At 71.2% G+C, this 14,816-nt stretch carries 16 protein-coding genes, 1 tRNA gene and 1 other RNA gene; 11 read left to right on the top strand and 7 right to left on the bottom strand.

Features of this window, described 5'->3' with window-relative positions; genetic code table 11:
* Positions 1–48: 48 nt before the first annotated feature.
* Complete coding sequence (locus ACIQF6_RS07750; RefSeq protein ID WP_030916923.1) at positions 49–252, bottom strand: cold-shock protein; 204 nt, start codon at positions 250–252, stop codon at positions 49–51.
* 440 nt (positions 253–692) lie between these two features.
* Between ACIQF6_RS07750 and ACIQF6_RS07745 the strand changes: the two genes are divergently transcribed.
* Positions 693–914 carry a hypothetical protein gene (locus ACIQF6_RS07745; RefSeq protein ID WP_400891366.1) on the top strand — a complete coding sequence of 74 codons (222 nt, stop codon included), beginning with the start codon at positions 693–695 and terminating at the stop codon, positions 912–914.
* Here ACIQF6_RS07745 and ACIQF6_RS07740 read toward each other — a convergent pair.
* Positions 904–1,191 carry a type II toxin-antitoxin system Phd/YefM family antitoxin gene (locus tag ACIQF6_RS07740; protein ID WP_400891364.1) on the bottom strand — a complete coding sequence of 96 codons (288 nt, stop codon included), beginning with the start codon at positions 1,189–1,191 and terminating at the stop codon, positions 904–906. The genes ACIQF6_RS07745 and ACIQF6_RS07740 overlap by 11 nt on opposite strands.
* A gap of 245 nt (positions 1,192–1,436) precedes the next feature.
* Here ACIQF6_RS07740 and ACIQF6_RS07735 point away from each other — a divergent pair, with 245 nt between their 5' ends.
* Both ACIQF6_RS07735 and ACIQF6_RS07730 read left to right on the top strand, forming a co-directional pair.
* On the top strand, positions 1,437–2,024 hold the full coding sequence (locus ACIQF6_RS07735) for an RNA polymerase sigma factor (RefSeq protein ID WP_400891362.1): 588 nt from the start codon (positions 1,437–1,439) through the stop codon (positions 2,022–2,024).
* On the top strand, positions 2,021–2,665 hold the full coding sequence (locus ACIQF6_RS07730; protein WP_400891359.1) for a hypothetical protein: 645 nt from the start codon (positions 2,021–2,023) through the stop codon (positions 2,663–2,665). The genes ACIQF6_RS07735 and ACIQF6_RS07730 overlap by 4 nt, the downstream gene beginning before the upstream one ends.
* 299 nt (positions 2,666–2,964) lie before the next feature.
* Here ACIQF6_RS07730 and ACIQF6_RS07725 read toward each other — a convergent pair whose 3' ends face one another.
* The 5 genes from ACIQF6_RS07725 to ACIQF6_RS07705 all read right to left on the bottom strand — a co-directional run bounded on the left by ACIQF6_RS07725 (position 2,965) and on the right by ACIQF6_RS07705 (position 6,977).
* The gene (locus ACIQF6_RS07725; RefSeq protein ID WP_400891356.1) at positions 2,965–5,097 is read right to left on the bottom strand and encodes a hypothetical protein; all 2,133 of its coding nucleotides are present in this window, start codon (positions 5,095–5,097) and stop codon (positions 2,965–2,967) included.
* Positions 5,098–5,464: 367 nt separating this feature from the next.
* A complete protein-coding gene (locus ACIQF6_RS07720) occupies positions 5,465–5,731 on the bottom strand; it encodes a Txe/YoeB family addiction module toxin (protein WP_400891353.1) in 267 nt (88 codons plus the stop codon).
* On the bottom strand, positions 5,728–6,006 hold the full coding sequence (locus tag ACIQF6_RS07715; protein ID WP_400891351.1) for a type II toxin-antitoxin system Phd/YefM family antitoxin: 279 nt from the start codon (positions 6,004–6,006) through the stop codon (positions 5,728–5,730). Before ACIQF6_RS07715 ends, ACIQF6_RS07720 begins: the two co-directional genes overlap by 4 nt.
* A gap of 82 nt (positions 6,007–6,088) precedes the next feature.
* Entirely contained in the window at positions 6,089–6,430 is a 342-nt protein-coding gene (locus ACIQF6_RS07710) for a hypothetical protein (RefSeq protein WP_400891349.1), read from the bottom strand.
* Positions 6,431–6,892: 462 nt separating this feature from the next.
* Positions 6,893–6,977: transfer RNA gene (locus ACIQF6_RS07705), tRNA-Ser, on the bottom strand.
* A gap of 128 nt (positions 6,978–7,105) precedes the next feature.
* Here ACIQF6_RS07705 and ffs point away from each other — a divergent pair.
* The 8 genes from ffs to ACIQF6_RS07665 all read left to right on the top strand — a co-directional run bounded on the left by ffs (position 7,106) and on the right by ACIQF6_RS07665 (position 14,773).
* Positions 7,106–7,202, top strand: an RNA gene (ffs, locus tag ACIQF6_RS07700) — signal recognition particle sRNA small type.
* Between the two features lie 62 nt (positions 7,203–7,264).
* Positions 7,265–9,418 (top strand): DNA polymerase III subunit gamma and tau, encoded by a 2,154-nt coding sequence (locus ACIQF6_RS07695; RefSeq protein WP_400891347.1) that lies wholly within the window; start codon positions 7,265–7,267, stop codon positions 9,416–9,418.
* A 184-nt stretch (positions 9,419–9,602) separates the two neighbouring features.
* Entirely contained in the window at positions 9,603–9,917 is a 315-nt protein-coding gene (locus ACIQF6_RS07690; protein ID WP_400892190.1) for a YbaB/EbfC family nucleoid-associated protein, read from the top strand.
* A gap of 244 nt (positions 9,918–10,161) precedes the next feature.
* Positions 10,162–10,761, top strand: a complete 600-nt coding sequence (gene recR / locus ACIQF6_RS07685) for a recombination mediator RecR (RefSeq protein WP_400892188.1) — start codon at positions 10,162–10,164, stop codon at positions 10,759–10,761.
* Positions 10,754–11,434, top strand: coding sequence for a DUF5063 domain-containing protein (locus ACIQF6_RS07680; protein WP_400891344.1), 681 nt, complete (start codon positions 10,754–10,756; stop codon positions 11,432–11,434). The genes recR and ACIQF6_RS07680 overlap by 8 nt, the downstream gene beginning before the upstream one ends.
* Before the next feature lie 249 nt (positions 11,435–11,683).
* Positions 11,684–12,964: an aspartate kinase gene (locus ACIQF6_RS07675; RefSeq protein WP_400891342.1), complete on the top strand. Its 1,281-nt coding sequence runs from the start codon at positions 11,684–11,686 to the stop codon at positions 12,962–12,964.
* A gap of 260 nt (positions 12,965–13,224) precedes the next feature.
* Positions 13,225–13,752, top strand: coding sequence for a SigE family RNA polymerase sigma factor (locus tag ACIQF6_RS07670; protein ID WP_400891340.1), 528 nt, complete (start codon positions 13,225–13,227; stop codon positions 13,750–13,752).
* On the top strand, positions 13,745–14,773 hold the full coding sequence (locus ACIQF6_RS07665; protein WP_400891338.1) for a hypothetical protein: 1,029 nt from the start codon (positions 13,745–13,747) through the stop codon (positions 14,771–14,773). Before ACIQF6_RS07670 ends, ACIQF6_RS07665 begins: the two co-directional genes overlap by 8 nt.
* Positions 14,774–14,816 lie beyond the last annotated feature (43 nt).

Below are 14,816 nucleotides of genomic sequence, written 5' to 3'. Positions count from 1 at the left end.
GCGCGGCGCGGGCCCCTCGCTGCCAGGCGGTTGCCGTGGCAGTGGGAACTACAGCGGGCGAATGTTCTCGGCCTGCGGGCCCTTCTGGCCCTGCGTGACGTCGAACTCGACCTTCTGGCCCTCGAGCAGCTCGCGGAAGCCGCTGGCGTTGATGTTCGAGTAGTGGGCGAACACGTCCGGGCCGCCACCCTCCTGCTCGATGAAGCCGAAGCCCTTTTCCGCGTTGAACCACTTCACGGTGCCATTAGCCATGTAAAAAATCTCCTTCAAGGGACTTTTCGGAACCCGCACGATACGGGCGCCGAGTCACCGCGATGAGAACCCGCCCGGAATATCCGGAAAACAGAAATGCGCCTGCGATACATCAGCAGGCGCACACAAAGTTCATGGGAACCACTACTGCAACTCCTTCGACTGTAGCAGCCTCAAGCCCGCAACGGGGGGATGCTTCTCTCCCGGTTCCAGCGGAAGTTGCGCCCGGCGCCGGCGGGCCTGTCCCACCCGGCACGCCACGATCACCGCCGGTCGGGGCGGATCCGAGCGCGCGGCGGCCGCCGCGGCAGCCGACCTGCGGCACTCCGCCGAGCCCGCGCCCCGTGGCGTGCCGCTCGACGCGCCCGGCATTTCGGACATCCGGAATTCGGGCCGTCCAAAAGGACCGCTCCCGCGTTCCGCGGCGCATACTGGCCTGGATGAGAAAATCTGAAGCAGTCCGCCGGCACCTGCCCACCAGCCCCTTCAAGCCCAAGGCCGAAGCGCCGCCCAAGCACTTCGCCCTCGGCGACCGCGTCACCCACGACGCCTACGGCCTCGGCCGGGTCATCGCCGTCGAAGGCGACACCGCGGTACTGGTCGACTTCGGATCACGGCAGGAGCGCATCGCCGAACCGTACCGAGGCATGTTCAACCTCTGACCCACCCCCACATCCGCCCCCACATCCGCACATCCGCCCCCACATCCGCTCCCACCTCTGCCCGGCCCCCCACCCGGCCGGACGGGGGTGACCGAGGCCGGGCCGGGGAGCGCAGCAGGTAGTCCGTCTCGCGGAGCGAGGCGTATTCGGCCGGCGGGACGACGAGCAGCGGCTCGTGGCGGGCGCGCGTGATGACGAGCTCTTCGGCATCACTCCCGACGGCATCGAGCGCGGCGGCCAGGTTGCTGCGGAGCTCGCTGGCACTCACCGTCTTCATGCCGTAGGGCCGGGGGATGAACGACGAAGGCCCGGGCCGGCGAATCGGCCGGGGCCTTTCGTTCGCCCTGGCAGGCGAAGGCGGACGGCGCGAGATTCGAACTCATGAGGGGTTGCCCCCAACACGCCTTCCCATTCTCCCGAACGCTGCGGCGGCAAGTAGCTGGACGGGCCGCGTGTAACGCCTTCGAACGCCGGAGCCAAGTAGAGGTGTAAGGCAGTGCTCGTCGTCCCAAGGAGTCATCCGTGTCAGCGGAGCACCCGATAGCACCACCCTCGCGCGACCCGGCGGCGTTCGCCGTGTTCTACCGTCAGCAGTTCGACACCGTGCTCGGCTTCGTCGCCCGGCGCACCGACAGCGTGCACCTCGCAGCCGACCTGACGGCCGACATCTTCCTGGCGGCGCTGGAACAGGCCGACAGTTACGATGCCCGCCGCGGCGCGCCCGTCGCCTGGCTGTACGGGATCTCCCGCAACGTCCTGGCCGCGCACTTCCGCGGCAGTGCCCGCGAGCTCAACGCGGTGGCCAGGATCGCCGGTCAGCGGATGCTGGACGATCAGGACGTGTCCGCGATCGAGGGACGCATCGACGCGGCCCGCGAGGCTCGCGGCCTCGCTGTTCAGCACGCCGCCCTGTCCGAGCCGCTGCGCGCGGTGCTGGATCTGGTGGCCGTCGACGGGCTGGCCGTCCGTGAGGCAGCCAAGGTGCTGGGCATCAGCGCGGCCACCGCCCGGGTGCGGCTGCACCGGGCCCGCAAGGCGCTGCAGAAGGTTGCTCCGCAGACCAGCACCACCAGCCCGTCCGTGAACGCTCTTCTGGAGGCCGCCTCGTGACCACGCCCCTGCACTTCCAGCAGCAGCTCGGCGCCGAACTCGCCACCCGTGCCGCGAACCTGTCCGCTACAGACACCGCGGTCCGGGCCCGGCCGCGCCACACCCGCAGGCTGGTGGCGACCGGCTTCGGCCTGGCCGCCGCGGCCACGGCGGTCGTCCTGATGCCGCACACCGGCGCCACCGGCGTGGCAGCCAAGCCGCAGGCCGGCCCCACCGCCTCCCCGGCGGCCGGTGGTGGCTCGGCCGCGGTGCAGCTCAGCACCGCCTCCTACACGGTGACCCCCAACCAGGACGGCACCGTTTCCTTCCAGCTGATCGGCACCGAGTGGTCCGGTCTCCAGAGCGCCCTGCGCTCGGTGGGCGTGCCCGCGCTGGTCATGACGCCCTCGGCCTCCTGCCACACCCCGGTGGCCACCGACAGCAGCCGGCTGGATTCGGTGATGTCGTTGGCTCCCGACAACGGCCGCATCGCGATCCTGCACCCCGCCGCCATCCCGCCCGGCGAAAGCCTGCTGCTGCTCAACATCGCTCCCGAGGGCGCGCTCCACCCGAGCACCGTCGGAAGCCTGGAGATCTCACTGACCGCGCAGACCCCCAGCTGCTTCCCCCTCTCCCAGACCAACGGGATCGGCGTGGGCTGAATCGACCGGCCGAGGACCCCAACACGCTCTCCAATTCGCCTCAGCGCCGTCCGCCGGTGTTCACACCCGCCCTGACCTGCGGCGGAGCGCGCCATCGGGCGGTGGCCGAACCGGGCTGGACGGGAGTGAACAAGACCAGGACCGAGACCGCGCACCGTCGGCTCCGGCCGGCCCGGCCGGTGCCTGAGTGGAGCCCTCCGCCAACGCCGGCGAACATACGGCGCCCGCCGGACTCCACAGATGGGCTCCGTGGAATCCGGCGGGCGCCGGTCACCGGCCGGATCGGGTGGTCAGGGCCCTCAGCCGATGCGACGTTGGCGCCTGCTGAGGGCGAGGGCGAGTCCGCCGAGGATCAGCAGCGTGCCGCCGATGGCGGCCGCGGTGAGCACGGTGGTGCCGGTGAAGGCAAGGACACCGGACGGTTTCGGGGCGGGGTCGGGGCTACCAGGAGCCGGGTTGTCGGTGGACGGCGGGGGCGTGGCCTGTGCGGACACCGTGTGGTCGGTCTCGCAGCCCTTCTCCGTCTCGCAAGTGCCGCGCCGGCCGTCGGAGGTGGCGACGACGTTGTGCAGCCGGCCGTCGCCACCGCCGTTCACGGTCACGGAGTACGTGATGGTGGCGGTGTCGCCGACGGGGAGGTCTCCGGTCCAGACGAGCTTGCCGTCCTTCACTTCGGCCGTGCCAGTGGTGGCCCTGGCGTCGCCGTTGTAGGCGGCGTCGTCGAGGACCTCGGACAGGTCGTCGGTGATGGTGGCGCCCTTGACCTCCCCGGTGCCCTGCTGGGTCACGGTGACGGTGTAGGTGACGTTGTCGCCGATCTGCAGGGTGGAGCCCGACTTCGGGTCGGCGACCTTGCTGAAGGTGTACCACCCCACCGCGTGCTGGGTGGTGCAGCCCGGGGTGCTGCCGTCATCGGCCATCGCGCAGCCGGGTGACAGGACGGTGTTGACGAGGTGGGCGTCTCCGCCGGCCTTGACGGTCACCGAGTAGGTGATCGTCGCCTCGTCGCCGACCGGGACGGTGCCGTTCCACGTCAGCACGCCGCCGGTCACGGCCGCGGTACCGATGGAGGCGCTGATGTCGTCGTTGTAGGTGGCGTCGTCCAGCACCTTTGCCAGGTCGTCCGAGAACGAGGCCTGGGCGGGGGCCGAACCCTGCTGCTTCACCTTCACCGTGTAGGTGACCTTGTCGCCGGGGGCGACGCTCCGGCCGGAGGCGGGGTCGGCGACCTTGGTCACCGCATAGTTGGCGACCTCGATCCCGGCCGGGTCCGACGGGATGGTCGGCCGGATGCCCGAGTCCGGCGGGGTGTCCGCCGTCGCGGAGGCGGTGTTGACGAATGTGCCCGACACCGAGGTGTCCAGCACCGTGCTGTACTCGTGCGACTCGCTCGCTCCCGGGGCCAGCGAGGCGACCGTGAACGCGCCGAGCTGTGGGAACCTGTCGTCCGAGACCTGCACGTTGGTCAGCGTGCCCTGGCCGGTGTTGGTGACCGAGATCCGGTACTTCACCGTGTCGCCGTACCGGAAGACCGGGTAGTCCGCCGCCTCGTTGGCGTCGTGCCACTGGCCGTCGTTGCCCTGCACGGACTTCTTCAGGGAGGCCGAGTAGTAGTTCGCCACCGTGATCGGCGCGGACGTGCGCATCACCAGTTCGGTGTGTCCGTCCCGGGCCTGGGCCCGGTTGACGAGTGTGTCCCCGCCCACCGCGCCGTCCGTGGCCACGGCGACCTTGAACTGCTGGCGTGCGCCCGGAGCCAGCACGGGCCCGATCACGCGCACGGCCGTCGCGCCCGGGGTGAACGTCTCCGTCCACCCCACGCTGTTGCCCGTGACGTCGCCGGCCTTGCCGTTCGTCGGATCGCCCGGGTCGTCGGAGAGCGATCCGGTGGCGGCAGTGGTGTAGTACACCTTCGCGCCCGCCTCCGGCGTCACCGACTCCAGCCTGTACGAGCCCGAGTACGACGTCCCGCGCCCGTCCCCCTGGTACGGCAGGATGTCGATCGTGTCCGTGAACGCCTGCGGCGCCGGGTCGTACGACCGCAGCGTGACCGTCCACGAGCCCGAGCCCTTGCCGTCGCCCTTCACGTTCGGGATGAACGCCGAATCCGGGCTCTTCCCGATCGTCGTCAGACCGGTGGCCGGCACCATCACCGCGGCGGACACCGGGCCGGCGCTCTGGCCGTTGACGGAGGCGGTCGCGGAGTTGGACAACCGGGTGCCCGATTTGGCGGAGCCGGTGATCACGCCCTGGTAGGTCAGCGAGTGCTGCTCGTTGGTGGTCACCCCGTTCAGGGTCCAGGTGAGGACCTGCTGCCCGCTCCCGTTGGCGGTGACGGCGGGCTCGGGGTCGGCCGAGCCGGCCACGTAGGTCATCCCGGCGGGAAGCGTGTCCACGATCACCACAAGGGCGAGCAGGAGTGCGAGCGGCACCCTCGCTCGCAACCTGCGGAGGGAGAAGGGGTGCGTCATCACCGATGAGACCAGCCAGCCCCTCCGGGAAGCCCGGCCGAAGCGTCCAACGAAGACCCCGAAGAGGTCGATTGAGAGGGGAGCAGAGGCGGGAAAACGACGAAGGCCCGGACCGCAGTTGCGGTCCGGGCCTTCGATCAGGCGGAGGATGCGAGATTCGAACTCGTGAGGGGTTGTCCCCAGCACGCTTTCCAATTCTCCTCGGTGTCGTCTACCAGGGTCCACAGCCGTCCTGAACTGCAGTGGAGCGAACCGCTGGACGGTGCTTGAACCCGGCGGTTGGACCAGGGTGAACGAGACCAGAAATGAGACCACGGCACCTCACGTTCTACTTGCCGTAGTGGTAGCGGCACGCGATGACGCACAAGGTGTCGGTCTGCTCGTCCAGGACGTAGACCAGGCGGTGTTCCTGGTCGATTCTGCGGGACCAGGCGCCGGCGAGCTCGTGCCGCAGGGGTTCGGGCTTGCCAATGCCCTCGTTACCGTTGCGGCGGATGTCGTCGATCAGCAGGTTGATGCGCTTGAGGAGCCGTCGGTCGTCCGCCTGCCAGGACAGGTAGTCGGCCCAGCCGCGTTCGGTGAACTGGACTTTCACGCGCTCTGCTCGGTGAGGTCTTCGGGGTCGATCAGTTCGCGGGGCGCGGCACGGCCTTCCCGGTACTCCTGCAGGGAGCGGCGAAGGTGCTCGGCGTTGGCCGGGGACCGGAGGAGGTAATCGGTCTCGCGGAGCGAGGCGTACTCGGCCAGCGAGACGACGACCAGCGGCTCGTGGCCGGCGCGAGTGATGACGAGCTCTTCGGCGTCGCTCTCGACGGCGTCCAGCGCGGCGGCAAGGTTGCCGCGGAGCTCGGTGGCACTCATCGTCTTCATGGCGTACAGAATAACGTACATCTATCGAGCGGGCCAGGGGTGCGACGAGGGCCGAACCGCCGGTGCAGCGGTGACGCCGGATTCAGTAGTGCTCGTCGTCCGCGCTGTCAGGGTCCGGGATGCGCCAGATGATTCGAACCTGCTCGTCGAGGGGGAGCGATGGACCGCCGATATAGAGGCGGTGGATCAGGTGGAGCACCGCCAGTCGGAATGCTTCCGGATCGAGGTCTTCCACGGTCGGGCGGCTCAGCTTCGTCACCTGGCGGACGATGTGCGGATCGGCCTCAAGAGGCCCGAGTTCCGCCACGAATTCCGGCTCGAGGGCGCCTTCCCCGCGCATGGCCGAGATCGAGCGCTGGAGGAGATCCGGCTCGGCCTCGAACCGGGTGACGATGTGGCCGACGACAGGTCGTGGTCGTTCCATATGCGAGCTGCGGTCTCGTCGTCTGCCACGAAGTCCGGAGGCGGCGTCTCGGAGCGCATCAGGGACGCCAGGCTGACGAGATGCGGTTCCCAGCCGAGTGCACTGTGCAGCAGGGTGGCGAGTCCGTCGCCTGGGCTTCTCCAGAAGATGAGGTCTTCGTCGTAACCGTTGACGAAGTGCAGGACGTGGTCCGCCGGGTCGAATTCGACGCCGGACATCTCTCCCAGGTGGGTGAGGACGGCCTGCCTGCCCCGGTACCGTCCCACGCAGCGGCGGGCCTGTGCGACGAACGACTCCATGGTCGTGTCGGCCAGTTTCTGGCGCGGCATCTTCTGGTGGTTCTGTCCTGTACTTCCGAACACGAGACCAGTGCGCGAGCGGAGCGGACGCGACACGACCGATGGCCGAGGCGGAGAACGACGAAGGCCCGGGCCGCAGTTGCGGTCCGGGCCTTCGATCAGGCGGAGGATACGAGATTCGAACTCGTGAGGGGTTGCCCCCAACACGCTTTCCAAGCGTGCGCCCTAGGCCTCTAGGCGAATCCTCCGTGGGAGAGCTTAGTACATGTTGAGGGGTGGTTGCGACCACGCTCTCGCAGGTGGGTGGCGGGGGTGGCCTGCGGATCGGAGATTGGGGTGGGTGGGGGGAGCAGGGGTCGGGATCCGCTACTCTTGGGGCAGCCCCTCGTGTGGCGTTATCTCTCTGAACCCCCCCAGGGCCGGAAGGCAGCAAGGGTAGGAGGGCTCTGGCGGGTGCGCGAGGGGTCCTTGTGTTTTCGGGCACCGTGGCGGTGGGGAGCCACGTTTGTCGGTTGGTCCCGATATCGTCGGTGGCGTGTCCCTAGCCCTGTACCGCCGCTACCGCCCCGAGACCTTCGCGGAGGTCATCGGGCAGGAGCACGTGACCGTCCCGCTCCAGCAGGCCCTGCGCAACAACCGGGTCAACCACGCGTACCTGTTCAGCGGGCCGCGTGGATGTGGAAAGACGACCAGTGCCCGCATCCTGGCCCGCTGCCTGAACTGTGAGCAGGGCCCGACGCCGGAGCCGTGCGGGGAGTGCCAGTCGTGCCGCGACCTGGCGACCGGCGGGCCGGGCTCGATCGATGTGATCGAGATCGACGCGGCGTCGCACGGTGGTGTAGACGACGCGCGTGAGCTGCGGGAACGGGCGTTCTTCGCGCCGGTGCACAGCCGCTACAAGATCTTCATCCTGGACGAGGCGCACATGGTGACCTCGGCCGGCTTCAACGCGCTGCTGAAGGTGGTGGAGGAGCCGCCGGAGCACCTGAAGTTCATCTTCGCCACCACCGAGCCGGAGAAGGTGATCGGGACGATCCGGTCCCGTACCCACCACTACCCGTTCCGGCTGGTGCCCCCCGGCACGCTGCGCGACTACCTGGCGCAGGTGTGCGGGCGCGAGGGCATCCAGGTCGAGGACTCGGTGTTCCCGCTGGTGGTGCGGGCCGGCGCCGGGTCGGTGCGTGACTCGATGTCGGTGATGGACCAGCTGCTGGCGGGTGCCGGCGAGGCCGGTGTGACGTACCAGATGGCCACCGCGCTGCTGGGGTACACCGACTCCTCGCTGCTGGACGAAGTGGTGGACGCGTTCGCGGCGCAGGACGGCGCGACGGTGTTCCAGGTGGTCGACCGGGTGGTCGAGGGCGGGCACGACCCGCGGCGCTTCGTCACGGACCTGCTGGAGCGGCTGCGCGACCTGGTGATCCTGGCCACCGTGCCGGACGCGGGGGAGAAGGGGCTGATCGACGCCCCGGCCGACCGGGTCGCGGTGATGCAGGCGCAGGCCGACCGCTTCGGCCGGGCCGAACTGAGTCGCGCCGCGGACCTGGTCAACACCGGCTTGACCGAGATGCGCGGCAACGCCGCCCCCCGGCTGCAGCTGGAGCTGATCTGCGCCCGGGTGATGCTGCCCGGCGCGTACGGCGACGAGCTGTCGACGCAGGCCCGGCTGGACAAGCTGGAGCGCCGGGCCGCCACCGGCGGGTTCGCCGCGCCGATGGCGTTCCAGCCCGCACCGGTGGAGGCACCGCCCGTGCAGCCGCAGCCGGTCGTCCAGCAGGCCCCGGCCCCCGTCGTCCAGCAGGCGCCCGCCCCGGCCGCCCCGCCCGCTCCCGCCCCGGCCGCTCCGGCGGGCCCGGCCCCGGGCGCCTGGCCGATCCCGCGCAGCTTCCCCCCGGCGGACCAGACCCCGCCGCCGGCCGCCCCGGCCCCGCAGCCGGTCGTCCAGCAGGCCCAGCAGGTCCAGCAGACCCCGCCGGCACAGCCGCAGGCCCCGGCGCCGGCACCGGCGCAACCGGCTGCCACCGCCGCGCCCTCCGCAGCCGCGCAGCAGGGCGCCGCGCAGATCCGGCAGATGTGGCCGCAGATCCTGGAGGCGGTGAAGAACCGCCGCCGGTTCACCTGGATCCTGCTCAGCCAGAACGGCCAGGTGGCGGGCTTCGACGGCAGCACCCTGCAGGTGTCGTTCGTGAACGCGGGCGCCCGGGACAGCTTCGTCGGCAGCCACAGCGACGAGGTGCTGCGGCAGGCGCTGACGGACGCGCTGGGCGTGGACTGGCGGGTGGAGTGCATCGTCGACCCGTCGGGCGGCACTTCCTCGCCGTCCGGCCAGTCCGCCGCCGCCTCGTACGCGCCGCCGGCCGCACCGGCCGGTGGCGGCTGGGGCGCCCCGCCGCGGCCCCCGCAGCCGTCCGCGCCGGCTCCGCAACCGTCCGCGCCGCCCGTCCAGCAGGCCCCGGCCGCCCCGGCGGCACCGGCCCCGCAGCCGGTCGCGCCCCCGCCGCCGCCCGCTGCGGCGCCGCCCGCGCCGTCCGCCCCGCCGGTGCAGGCGCCGCCCGCGGTCGCGCCCGAGGACGACGTCCCGGAGGAGGACGACCCGGACCTGAACGAGGACGTGTTCTCCGCGCAGGATCTGATCGTCCGCGAGCTGGGGGCGACGGTCCTGGAGGAGATCCACCACCGTCCGGGCTGAGACGCCGCAGGCAGCGGGCCTGCCGGAACCGCAGCGGGCTTTCGGAACTGACGTGGGGCCGACGGGTCGGCCGCGTAGGCTCGGGGGCAGGTGCCGGCGCGGGTGCTTTCGGTGCTTCGCGTCGGCCGTGTGAGTGCCGATGGATGGATGGAGTAGAGCCGTGTTCCCTGGTGGCCAGCCGAACATGCAGCAGTTGCTGAAGCAGGCACAGAAGATGCAGGAGGAGCTCGGCCGGGCTCAGAAGGAGCTCGCCGAGACCGAGGTCCGCGGGACCGCGGGCGGCGGTCTGGTGGAGGTGACGGTGACGGGCGCCGGCGAGCTGACGTCGGTGAAGATCTCCCCGGCCGCGGTCGACCCGGACGACACCGAGACCCTGGCGGACCTGGTGCTGGCCGCGGTGCGGGACGCCAACGCGGCGGCGCAGAAGCTCCAGGCGGAGCGGATGGGCCCGCTGGCCCAGGGCCTGGGCGGCGGCGGCATCCCCGGTCTCCCGTTCTGAGCCGTTCACCGCACGGTCGCGCCCAGCACGGTCGCGCCCAGCACGGACGTACACAGCACGGATGTACACAGCACGGACGCGTCCAGCGCCGCCGGCACCCGCACCACGGCTGTGGTGGCTGAACGCTCGCTGGCAGTGAGTTATGTGATTTATGAGCCAGTAGGGCGTCGGGCGGTGTGTCCGGCGCCCGATTCGTTGGATGATGGCACCGGAGTGCGAACCCCGGTCGAAGGAAGGCGTGGCGGTGTACGAGGGCGTGGTTCAGGACCTGATCGACGAGCTGGGCAGGCTGCCCGGAGTCGGTCCGAAGAGCGCCCAGCGGATCGCCTTCCACATCCTGCAGGCCGATCCGGTGGACGTGCGGCGGCTGGCGTTCGCGCTGCAGCAGGTGAAGGAGAAGGTGCGGTTCTGCGTGGTCTGCGGCAACGTCGCGGAGTCCGAGCAGTGCCGGGTCTGCCTGGATCCGCGTCGCGACCTCGCGGTGATCTGCGTGGTGGAGGAGTCCAAGGACGTGGTGGCGATCGAGCGGACGCGCGAGTTCCGCGGCCGCTACCACGTGCTGGGCGGGGCGATCAGCCCGATCGAGGGGGTCGGTCCGGACGACCTGCGGATCCGTGAGCTGATGACGAGGCTCGCGGACGGCACGGTCACCGAGCTGATCCTGGCCACCGACCCCAATCTGGAGGGGGAGGCGACCGCGACCTACCTGGCCCGGCTGTGCAAGCCGATGGGCCTCAAGGTCACCCGGCTGGCGAGCGGTCTGCCCGTCGGCGGGGACTTGGAGTACGCCGACGAGGTCACCCTCGGCCGGGCGTTCGAAGGGAGACGACTGCTCGATGTCTGACCGAACCGACACCGCTGACCGAACCCACCCGTCGGACCCGGCCCGCGTGCTGGGCCGGACCGAGGCCCCGGACGACTTCGCGGTGCAGATCGCGGACTCGGTGGAGAGCTTCGTGCTGGCCGTCACCGAGGTTGCCAAGGGCGACGAGCCGGGCAGTGCGATCTCGCTACTGCTGCTGGAGGTGTCGCAGCTGCTGCTGGCGGGCGGTCGGCTGGGCGCCATCGAGGACGTGCTGCCGGAGGACCGCTTCGAGCCGGACGCCGGCCCGGAGCCGGACGGGGTGGAGCTGCGCGAGCGGCTCGCCGAGCTGCTGGCGCCGATCGACGTCTACCACGAGGTGTTCGACCCGTACGGCCCGCCGGAGAAGCCGAGCGCGTTCCGGATCTCGGACGACCTGGCGGGGGTGGTCAGCGAGCTGAGTCACGGCCTGACGCACTACCGCGAGGGCCGGGTGTCGGAGGCGCTGTGGTGGTGGCAGTTCTCGTACCTGTCCAACTGGGGTTCGACCTGCACGGCGGTGCTGCGGGCGCTGCAGTCGCTGATCGCGCACGTCCGGCTGGACTCGCCGCTGGGCGCGGTGCCGGACGGGGCGGACACCGACGACGACGGGTTGACGGACGAGCAGCTGGAGCAGCAGGCCGGCGACCTGATGGCTGCCGAGCTCGGGCTGTAGCCGCGAACAGCCGGTGTGCGGCGGGGGAGTGTGACGCATCCGTCACCCCGTGCGGCGGAGGCGAAGATTCCGGACGCGCCGGCGGTGCGTCGGCGGCGATTCTTCGGGGCGGGCGGTCGGGGCCCGCAGACCTGACGGTCCACGGTGATCAGAGTTCGATATTCGTATCTCACCATGTGGAAGTCGTCGGCCGGAACATCCCTGCTCGTTAGACTGAGGCGACCTACCACCCCAAGTCGAGGAGCCCCCGTGGGCCTTGTCGTGCAGAAGTACGGCGGCTCATCCGTCGCTGATGCCGAAGGCATCAAGCGCGTCGCCCGCCGAATCGTGGACACCCGGAAGGCCGGCCATGAGGTCGTCGTCGTGGTCTCCGCGATGGGTGACACCACGGACGAGCTCATCGAACTCGCGGAACAGGTGACGCCTATTCCGTCCGGCCGTGAGTTCGACATGCTGCTGACCGCCGGAGAGCGCATCTCCATGGCGCTGCTGGCGATGGCGATCAAGACGCTGGGCTTCGACGCCCAGTCGTTCACCGGCAGCCAGGCCGGCGTGATCACCGACGCGACGCACAACAAGGCGCGGATCATCGACGTGACGCCGGGCCGGATCCGCAACGCCCTGGACGAGGGCAACGTCGCGATCGTGGCCGGCTTCCAGGGCGTCTCGCAGGTCTCCAAGGACATCACCACGCTGGGCCGCGGCGGCTCCGACACCACCGCGGTGGCGCTGGCGGCCGCGCTGGGCGCCGAGGTGTGCGAGATCTACACCGACGTGGACGGCGTGTTCACCGCCGACCCGCGGGTGGTCAAGAAGGCCCGCAAGATCGACTGGATCGCCTTCGAGGACATGCTGGAGCTGGCCTCGTCCGGCTCGAAGGTGCTGCTCGACCGCTGTGTGGAGTACGCCCGGCGCTACAACATTCCGATTCACGTACGCTCCTCGTTCTCCGGTCTGCCGGGGACTATCGTCAGCGGCACCAACCCGAACCAGCCCGAAGGGGGCGAGATGGAGCAGGCCATCATCTCCGGAGTCGCCCACGACACGTCGGAGGCCAAGGTCACCGTCGTCGGCGTGCCGGACAAGCCGGGCGAGGCGGCCCGGATCTTCCGCGCCATCGCGGATGCCGAGGTCAACATCGACATGGTGGTGCAGAACGTCTCCGCCGCGTCCACCGGCCTCACCGACATCTCGTTCACCCTGCCCACCAACGAGGGCCAGAAGGCCATCGACGCGCTGAACCGGGTCAAGGAGGGCATCGGCTACGAGTCGCTGCGCTTCGACGACGCGATCGGCAAGATCTCGCTGGTCGGCGCCGGTATGCGCTCCAACCCGGGCGTCACCGCGACGTTCTTCGAGGCGCTGTCCGAGGCGGGCGTGAACATCGAGCTGATCTCCACCTCGGAGATCCGGATCTCGGTGGTCACCCGCGCCGAGGACGTGCCGGAGGCGGTCCGCGCCGTGCACACCGCCTTCGGGCTGGACAGCTCCGGCGACGAGGCGGTCGTCTACGGCGGCACCGGCCGCTGACCGCAGGGCGCCCAGGTGTCCGCGCACGGCGCAGAGGTTGTGTGCGGGACGGGTGAAGCGGACCCTGACCGTCCGCCGGGTCTGCCAGAATCCCCCTTCGGAGCTACGTGTTCCGGAGGGGGATTCCCTCTCCGCGGAAGAACTCCCCCGGCGCGGGGCAACCAGGACAGGGGATCGGGTGTCCAACCAGCGTGACGAACGTGACAGGGGCGGCGGTGGCGATCACCCTCCCCGGGGCGGCCCGGCGGGCCGGTAGTCGGATGGGCTTTGCTGCGGCGGCAGCGGACGCGACCGGGGCCAGCGTCGACCAGCTCACCGACACCTACCGGGCCCACTACCGTTCCCTGCTGCGGCTCGCCGCACTGCTGCTGGACGACCTGTCCTCCTGCGAGGACGTCGTGCAGGAGGCGTTCATCCGGGTGCACGCCGCCCGGCGTCGGGTCCGTGACCCCGAGAAGACCCTGGCCTACCTGCGGCAGACCGTGGTCAACCTGTCCCGTTCCACCCTGCGCCGTCGGCTGCTCGGCCTGCGCCTGCTGCCGAAGCCCATGCCTGACATGGCCAGTGCAGAAGAGGGGGCATACGATGCGCTGGAGCGCGATGCACTGAAGGCCGCGCTACGGGGGTTGCAACGCCGTCAGCGGGAGGTGCTGGTGCTGCGCTACTACGCCGACCTGACGGAGGCGCAGGTCGCGGAGGTGCTCGGCATTTCCATCGGCTCGGTCAAGGCCTACGGGTCGCGCGGACTGGCCGCCCTGCGGGTGCGGCTGGAGAGCGGCGATGACTGACCAGCACCGACCGGACCCGCCCGGCGAACTGACCGAGGACCAGCTTCGCGACCTGCTGCGCCACGCCGTCGCCACTGTCCAGCCCGAACCCGGCGCGCTGCCCCGGCTGCGCGCCGCGGTGCCCCGCCGCCGGGCCGCCCGGCGGCGCGCCCTGGGCGGCGCCGTGGTGCTGGCCGGCGCGGTCGCGGTGCTGCCCGTGGTGCACGCCGCCCAGCCGTTCAACCTGTCCGGCGACCCCACCGGCGGCCAGGCCGCGCCCGGCGACACCTCTGGCCCGGGCAACTCCGCGGCCGCCCCCGGCCTTCCGCACAGCGCCGCCACCGCGACCGTCTCCGGGCGGGACGGCGTCGACCCCGAGGCCTCGCCCGACCCGAGCGCCGACGGCAGCTCGGGCGCGTCGCCCGCCGACGTGCCGTCGTGCACCCGCGCCGACCTCGGCCGGGCCGGCGCCCAGCAGGCCGACGCCGCCCAGGCCGACGGCCGGATCTACGGCTGGTTCCGACTCACCAACACGGCCGGCCGCCCCTGCCGGGTCACCGATCCGGGCGCCCTCGACCTCGGCGCCGGCACCACCGGTGTCCGCCTGGTCGCCCATACCGTCGGCGACCCGGCGAGCGCCCTGCCCGACCCGGCGGGGCTGCCCCACGAGCTGCTGCTCGGCCCCGGCGCGTCCTTCCTGGTCCGGTTCGCCTGGGTGCCCACCCTCTGCGCGACCGCCTCGCCGTCCCCGACCGGCCCGCAGCCCGGTCCCGCCGCCAGCGCCGGCGCCCTGCCCGGCATCGACGCCCAGACGGACAGCGCCCCCGCGATCGCCGCGGCCGACCCCAGCCCCACCGCCGAGCCCACCCCCGCCGGCCCCCCGGCGGCCGCCACCTTCGCGCTCGGCTACACCCCCGACCCGGCCACCGGGCCCGCCGCCACCATCGCCCTCCCGGCCGGCTGCGGCGGCACCGTCTACCACTCCGCCCCCGAACCGGTCCCGGCCGCCGGCCCGGCCCCGTCGCCGAGCGCCACCACCTGACCGGGAGTCAGCTCAGATCCCGTCGCCGGGCGCCACCGCCTGA

The organism is Kitasatospora sp. NPDC092948 (genome assembly GCF_044754805.1).
GTDB lineage: Bacteria > Actinomycetota > Actinomycetes > Streptomycetales > Streptomycetaceae > Kitasatospora.
The sequence above is the reverse complement of the archived record's forward strand: the minus strand, read 5'-3'. Positions and strand labels throughout refer to the sequence as shown.